Here is a 5592-nt window from a genome sequence, read left to right as displayed (position 1 = left end):
CATAGATTATTCAAACGATAATGAGCGGCAGCCATAGCAGCTTCCCATACTTCGCCTTCTTCACATTCTCCATCACCTAATAAGGTATAGACTCTATGATCATTTCCATCTACTTTGTTAGCTAATGCCATACCAACAGCGGCAGAGATACCTTGACCAAGGGAACCAGTAGACATATCGACACCATCGACATAGTTCATATTTGGGTGTCCTTGTAGTTTACTGTTGATCTTTCTGAAAGTATTTAAATCTTCATGAAGTAAGCCTTTTTCGTATAAAGTCGCATACAGTAAAGGTGAAGCATGACCTTTTGATAATACAAAACGATCACGATCGATACCTTTGACATTGTCTTCATTGATATCCATGACTTCAAAATATAATACCGTTAATATATCAGCTGCGGATAAAGATCCACCTGGATGACCGCTATTTGCGTTAGCGACCATACGGACAATATTCTCACGAATATGTGCAGCATGTTGCTTTAGTTCTTCTGTTTTCAATTGCTTTCCTCCTGTCCAAATACGCTATCTAATCTTTCTCTTAAGAATGCACTCGCATCCTTTAAATCTTGTTTCCATGATTCACTTCCAATATACCAGAATTCTCCGACAAACATACGAACACCCATTGCCTTCAACAGCTGTAGGTTTTCAATATATTCTGTATGTCCTGTGCCAAATGGTATTTCACGATATTTCCCAGGAACTGTTTCTTTCAAATGTGCCGCAAAGACATGTCCCTGTCCTACACGCATATCATTATTTACAGGATTACTATATAATAAGGAAGCGTTCTTTAAGTTTCCAATATCTGGATATACACCCAAATAAGGAGAATTAATCATATTTACATAATACATAGATTTTCCAACGGTATCCATAAAAGGTGTTTCCATTGTTTCAAATCCAAGGTTGATTCCTTTTTTCGCAGCCATCAATACTGCTTTATTCAGATTGGTCGCAAAGTCTGCCCTTGTTTTACTATTGCCTTGTTCATAATATACATCATATCCAGCCAACTGAATCAGGCGTACACCCAGATCACTAGCCAAATCAATTGCTTTTTGCATGATCTCTAATGATCGTTTTTGTGTATTCGGATCACTTGCGCCAAATGGATATTTACGATGTCCACTTAAACAGATGGAATTGATCTTAACTCCAGTTTTCCACATAGCATCTACAACTGCTTTGCGTTCTTCTTTTGTCCATTCTAAGCGTGCTAATTTTGCGTCAGTTTCATCGATACTCATTTCAAGATAATCAAAACCGCTTTCCTTTGTCAGGTTCAGCTTTTCTTCCCAACTCAGATCAGAAGGCATTGCCTTTTCATATAATCCAAGCTGGTAAGTTCTATTTGCTTTGTCCATAATAAGCGTTCGGTCCGTGTTTTCTCTTGAAATGTTTATCTAATAATACCTGTTGCATTGGTTCAATCTGATTGTTGCATAATAGGGAAGCGATGGCATCCATCATGGCACATTCTTCCATAACAACTGCATTGTGTACTGCATTTTCTGCGTCTGTACCCCATGCGAATGGTCCATGACTGTGTAACAATACCCCTGGTACTTGATCTGGATTCAGGCCACGTTCTTTAAATGTTTCTACGATTACTTTTCCTGTTTCTAGTTCGTATTCACCCTGAATTTCTTCTGGTGTCATCAAACGGGTACATGGAATGGCACCATAGAAATAGTCTGCTTGTGTTGTGCCTAATGCCATAATATCTTTTCCTGCTTGTGCAAAGCTCGTTGCCCAACGAGAGTGTGTATGCACAACACCTCCGATATTTGGCCAGTTGCGATAAAATTCTAAATGTGTCATTAAATCTGAACTAGGTTTCAGATTGCCTTCCACAACGTTTCCTTCTAAATCTACCAATACGATATCTTCTTCTTTCATTTCATCGTATTCCACACCACTTGGCTTAATCGCGATGATTCCTTTTTCTCTATCAATAGCGGATACATTACCCCATGTAAATGTTACCAAGCCATGTTTAGGTAGTAACAGATTCGCTTTTAATACCTCTTTTTTTAGTTGTTCCAGCATAAGCATCCTCCTCTATTTTGTTACGACATAAACTGCCGCTTCATTTTTTGTATGATTTGCCGCAACGATCAGATCACGATCATCTTCGTTTACGACACATAAGTTGGCAGGACCTGCACCTTTTTCAATAACGGTTGTCACAAACTTGCCATCGACGTATTGTACATAGAAAATTTCTGCTTCTTCACGACGTACACCAGCTAAGAATGTATTCACACCAGCTAATTTTGCGCCAACTAATGTATGTGCAAAATCAATCTTGTTGTCATACTTGTAAACTTCCTTGTATGCGCCATCAATCTTCTTATAGATTTTAATCGTATCCCCATGGAATGCTTCAATGGTCATAATTTCATCTTCACCATCATTATCGATATCAATGGTTGCGATTTCTCCAATCTGGCCTTCCATGATAAATTCTTTTGTCCATTCTCCACCTTTTTCATATGGTGGTGTTACACGTAAGATACCCTGATCACTACCAAAGTAACCTACATCTTTTCTATCCTCTTTTGCGTGCCAGTATCCATGATTTCTATATAATCCATCTGCCAAGATACTTAATTCAATACCCTGTGATGGGTCTTCTGGAAGGATACCTGTATAGATACGTCCTGGAACACTCCAGTCGTTTTTGTCTTGTTTGGTTGTGGCAATAGTTGCGCCGATGAAGTAATTAACACCATCTGCATGGTAGATATCAAAACGGTGGATATATGGCATAGAAAGAACATCTTTTACAATCCATCCTTTTTCTGCATCATATTTGCCCCATACGATTTTTGCCAAACTTGGAGATACTTTCAAATAGAACTCCTGTACTGCAAGGAATTCCCCTTCTTTACCAGGAATTGGAATGATAGACATGCAGCCTCCTGGTTTTGTCCATACCACTTCTTTTTTATCGAAGTTTTTACCACTGAACATTTCGCAGATCACATCTGGATCTTCACTTGCGAACAGGATATGGTTTTCGTTATTCATATTGATGTTGCTTGCACAGTAGCATCGTTTTACGTCATCTAAATGTATTTTTTCAATTTTCATTGTCCTTTTTCCTCCATTTTCACGTATTTTTTGTAGAAGAAAAGCTGCACAAGGCAGCTTTTTCTTTTTTTTACTTGTTTTCTAAAGCGGCTGCCAGCCCTTCTTCAATTTCTTTTGCGGACATTACATTTTTCAATCCGACAATTTTTGTGCCCTTCTTTTCAGCATCCGCAAACATTGGAACGAAGTTTCTTGAACATAATACGATATCATACTGACCAGCTGCAGATTTTCCTTCAGATACTGCACAGTGGTGAATATCCGCAACATCTAATCCCATTTTCTTTGTGACCTTTTCTACGTTCAATTTGATCATCATACTTGTACCTGCGCCATTACCGCAGCAAACCAATAATTTTAATTTTCCAGCCATGTTATTACTCTCCTTTACATTTTACTATGTGTCTTTTGGTTGAATCTTTTTTTATTTTTTTGTGTAAATTAAGCCGTCGCTTCGTCTTTTTCTTTTATTTTTTCAAGATAAGCGTCGTAGTCTTCTGTGATTAAGAAATAAGTATCTGGGTGTTTGCGATACTGAATCTGAGGGATAGCCAACAGAATCAATACAACGATAGCAACACCGAAGTAACCAGCAAACTTCATGATGACTGTGAATGCAGGCCATACAGTTGCCCAGTCAAACATTCCAAGATATCCGCCGTATCCAGCAAGTCCAACCCAGCCAGCGATTAATGCAGAACCGAATACCTGAATTAAACCAGAAATGAATGGGAACAACATTGCGGCTTTGATACCACCACGATTATCTGCGTAAATTGCGATAACAGCGTTGTCGAAGAATACTGGAACGAATCCTGCGATTACAAGGGTAGGTGATTTCATCAGCAACAAGATACCAATGGCGATAAACTGTCCTAAAGCACCCATCAAGAATCCAACAGTTACAGCATTTGCACTACCAAATCCAAATACAGCTGCACAGTCGATACCAGGAACAGCACCAGGTAAGAATGAATTAGAAATACCTTGGAAAGAGTTTGTTAACTCTGTAACGAAGGTACGTACACCTAACTGTAAGATTGCCAGATAAACTGCGAAGTTTAATGCAGTTGTCATGATATAGAAGAAGAAATTAGCATCTGCTTTCATGAATTCCATAGATACTAAGTAATCTTTACCTAATACAAGTAAGATCGCACCGAAGAATAAGAACATCAATACAGATGTAGCTACCATGTTTTCGTTGAAGATAGATAAGAAGCCAGGGAATTTCAAGTCGTCTAAACGTTTTGTTTCTTTGTTTTTACTCTTGAATTTATCAGCTAATTTAGCGAAAATTGCGATACCGAACATCTGCTGGTGAGCGATAGCGAAGCCGCCGCCTTCTGTTAATTCCTGTGTTACTTCTACGGTTAAGTTAGAACCAACTGCCCAATATAAACCAAGGATCAAGCCCATAACGATCAGAATCTGAGTATCTCCAAGTTTTGGGAAACAGAACAGAATCAGCCAGAATGCTGTAGATGCCTGCTGCATCTGTACGTGACCTGTTGTAAATACAGCACGCATTTTTGTCCATTTCTTTAAACGAACCAATACAAGGTTCATGATAAATGCAACTAGTAACAATAACATTACCTGTGAGAATGTACGTCCAAACTGTTCCCCAATACCAGCTGTAACGGCATTCTGTCCAAAGTAAGGGTCGATAACCATTGCGTCAAGGTTGAAACGATCCTTTAAACCAACCAGGATAGGACGGAAGTTGTTTGTTAATCCCCCAGAACCAACTGCCAATATCATATATCCTACTGTCGCTTTAATAAATCCTGCCAATGCATCATAAAGTGGTTTTCTCAGCAACATATAACCAACGAATACCATCAAGCCGATAAAGTATGCTGGCTGTGTCAAAATGTTTGTTGCGAAGAAATTCCATATACTCATTAAAAAGTCCATATATTTCTTCCTTTCCTCACACGATTATTATGTGTGTGCTATGCTTCGTACTTTTCTGCGATTGCTTTTAAATCTTCAATTGTTTTTGCTTCCAGTAAAGCATCCACAATTTCTTCATTCATCAATGTATCCATCAATGCCTGAATGTTTTCTAAGTGTTTTTCATGATCGGTTGCTGCCAGAGAGAAAAACAAACGAGCTTTTTTATCTGGATCCTCGGGATCAAAGTCTACTTCCTTTTCAACCTTCATGAATGAGATCGCTGTACCATTACATCCCGCTGCCCCTTCCGTAGAATGAGGCATGGCGATGTTTGGTACAATCACGATATATGGTCCAAATTTCTTTACACAGTCAATAACTGCCTGAACATAGATGTCTTCCACTGTATTATCAGCTAACAATGGTTTGTAGCCTGCACGGATGGCATCTTCCCAATTGTCAAAGCTTTCTTCAAATGTGTAATGATTTCTTTCAATAATTTCCTTTAACATATATCGCTTATCTCCTACAGAATTGATCTGAATGGAACGTTTGGTTCATCAGTAAAGCAATCTTCAAATCC

General features: G+C 38.6%; 7 protein-coding genes. All 7 read right to left on the bottom strand.

From position 1 onward, the window contains the following. The coding region (locus DW114_RS21850) for a transketolase (protein ID WP_233512194.1) at positions 1 to 506 on the bottom strand (506 nt) is incomplete at its 3' end. After that, positions 503 to 1375 (bottom strand): L-ribulose-5-phosphate 3-epimerase, encoded by an 873-nt coding sequence (locus DW114_RS19855; RefSeq protein ID WP_117455942.1) that lies wholly within the window; start codon positions 1373 to 1375, stop codon positions 503 to 505. The genes DW114_RS21850 and DW114_RS19855, both read right to left, overlap by 4 nt. Next, a complete protein-coding gene (gene araD / locus DW114_RS19850) occupies positions 1359 to 2060 on the bottom strand; it encodes an L-ribulose-5-phosphate 4-epimerase (protein ID WP_117455940.1) in 702 nt (233 codons plus the stop codon). The genes DW114_RS19855 and araD overlap by 17 nt, the downstream gene beginning before the upstream one ends. 12 nt (positions 2061 to 2072) lie before the next feature. Beyond that, on the bottom strand, positions 2073 to 3107 hold the full coding sequence (locus tag DW114_RS19845) for a hypothetical protein (protein ID WP_117455938.1): 1035 nt from the start codon (positions 3105 to 3107) through the stop codon (positions 2073 to 2075). A gap of 70 nt (positions 3108 to 3177) precedes the next feature. Continuing rightward, a complete protein-coding gene (locus DW114_RS19840; protein WP_117455936.1) occupies positions 3178 to 3480 on the bottom strand; it encodes a PTS sugar transporter subunit IIB in 303 nt (100 codons plus the stop codon). A 68-nt stretch (positions 3481 to 3548) separates the two neighbouring features. Then, a complete protein-coding gene (locus DW114_RS19835; RefSeq protein ID WP_117455934.1) occupies positions 3549 to 5027 on the bottom strand; it encodes a PTS ascorbate transporter subunit IIC in 1479 nt (492 codons plus the stop codon). A gap of 38 nt (positions 5028 to 5065) precedes the next feature. Beyond that, a complete protein-coding gene (locus tag DW114_RS19830) occupies positions 5066 to 5521 on the bottom strand; it encodes a PTS sugar transporter subunit IIA (protein ID WP_117455932.1) in 456 nt (151 codons plus the stop codon). Positions 5522 to 5592: the final 71 nt, after the last annotated feature.

Origin of the sequence: Absiella sp. AM09-50 (genome assembly GCF_003433845.1) — a bacterium.
Lineage (GTDB): Bacteria > Bacillota_I > Bacilli_A > Erysipelotrichales > Erysipelotrichaceae > Hoskinsella > Hoskinsella hominis.
The sequence above is the reverse complement of the archived record's forward strand: the minus strand, read 5'-3'. Positions and strand labels throughout refer to the sequence as shown.

What these genes read in the sequence shown, in the direction of transcription:
- DW114_RS19845 (WP_117455938.1), bottom strand. Translation starts at nt 3,107, where the DNA reads ATGAAAATTGAAAAAATACATTTAGATGACGTAAAACGATGCTACTGT.
- DW114_RS19840 (WP_117455936.1), bottom strand. Translation starts at nt 3,480, where the DNA reads ATGGCTGGAAAATTAAAATTATTGGTTTGCTGCGGTAATGGCGCAGGT.
- DW114_RS19835 (WP_117455934.1), bottom strand. Translation starts at nt 5,027, where the DNA reads ATGGACTTTTTAATGAGTATATGGAATTTCTTCGCAACAAACATTTTG.
- DW114_RS19855 (WP_117455942.1), bottom strand. Translation starts at nt 1,375, where the DNA reads ATGGACAAAGCAAATAGAACTTACCAGCTTGGATTATATGAAAAGGCA.
- araD (WP_117455940.1), bottom strand. Translation starts at nt 2,060, where the DNA reads ATGCTGGAACAACTAAAAAAAGAGGTATTAAAAGCGAATCTGTTACTA.
- DW114_RS19830 (WP_117455932.1), bottom strand. Translation starts at nt 5,521, where the DNA reads ATGTTAAAGGAAATTATTGAAAGAAATCATTACACATTTGAAGAAAGC.